This is a genomic window from Pseudomonas antarctica (assembly GCF_900624995.1).
GTDB classification, from domain to species: domain Bacteria; phylum Pseudomonadota; class Gammaproteobacteria; order Pseudomonadales; family Pseudomonadaceae; genus Aquipseudomonas; species Aquipseudomonas antarctica.
In genome coordinates this window covers 1-1,174 of the sequence record NZ_UYXQ01000254.1, presented here as the reverse complement: position 1 = coordinate 1,174, position 1,174 = coordinate 1, and the positions used below count along the sequence as shown (strand labels likewise).

The window sequence follows — 1,174 nt, the reverse complement described above, 5'->3', positions numbered from 1 at the left end:
CATTCCAAAAGAGCTGATCGACCAGTTCGTCAGCGGCCCGATGAGTGCCGAAGCCATTCAGGATGCGTCGATGGCGTTCAAAAAGGCCTTGATCGAGCGAGCCCTTGGTGCCGAGCTGGGCCACCACCTCGGCTATCCTCAGGGCGCGGAGCGCCCTGAGGATTCGAGTAACCAGCGCAACGGCAAAAGCGGTAAAACGGTTCTAACCGATGATGGCCCGCTGCGCTTGGACATTCCCAGAGATCGCGATGGAAGCTTTGCTCCGATCTTGATCCCCAAGCACGAGCGGCGTTTTACAGGTTTTGATGACAAGATCATTGCGATGTATGCACGCGGCATGACGGTTCGCGAAATCCGTGCGTTTCTCTCGGAACAGTACGGAACAGACGTCTCTCACGACTTCATCAGCTCCGTCACCGATGCTGTTTTGGACGAAGTCGCTGCTTGGCAGCAACGACCGCTTGAGCCCATGTATCCAGTTATTTTCTTCGATGCATTGCGTGTCAAAATCCGAGATGAAGGCCTAGTTTGTAACAAGGCCATCTACCTGGCGCTGGGTGTATTGCCAGACGGTACGCGAGATATTTTGGGTATTTGGATTGAAACTACAGAAGGTGCCAAGTTCTGGATGAAGGTCTTCAACGATCTCAAGACACGAGGCGTAGAGGACGTTCTGATCGCTGTTACGGACGGCTTGAAAGGCATGCCAGAGGCGTTGAGTGCGGTATTTCCAGAGACAACGCTTCAGACTTGCATCGTCCACTTAATCCGCAATAGCCTTGATTACGCGCCATGGGATAAGCGTCGCGAGCTGGCTAAGGCACTGAAGCCGATCTATCAGGCACTCAACGCTGAAGCCGCCGAGCAAGCACTGGCGGCCTTCGAAGCCGGACCTTGGGGCAAGCAATATCCAACGATAGCGAAAGCGTGGCAGCGGGCTTGGGATCGGGTGATTCCATTTTTCGTTTTTCCGCCGCCGATACGAAAAGTGATCTACACCACCAACGCCATCGAAAGCATCAATGCTCAACTGCGCAAGATCATCAAGACCCGAGGGCACTTCCCAACGGACGATGCTGCAACAAAATTAATCTGGTTGGGATTGCGAAATATCACTGCTAACTGGGGCAAACCGGCACATGACTGGAAGAGTGCGATGAACCAATTTGCGATT

1 protein-coding gene is annotated in these 1,174 nt (G+C 53.4%); it reads left to right on the top strand.

What is annotated here, in order from left to right; all coding sequences use genetic code 11:
• Position 1: 1 nt before the first annotated feature.
• On the top strand, positions 2–1,174 hold a 1,173-nt coding region (locus E0F99_RS29870; protein ID WP_242626951.1), incomplete at its 3' end, for an IS256 family transposase.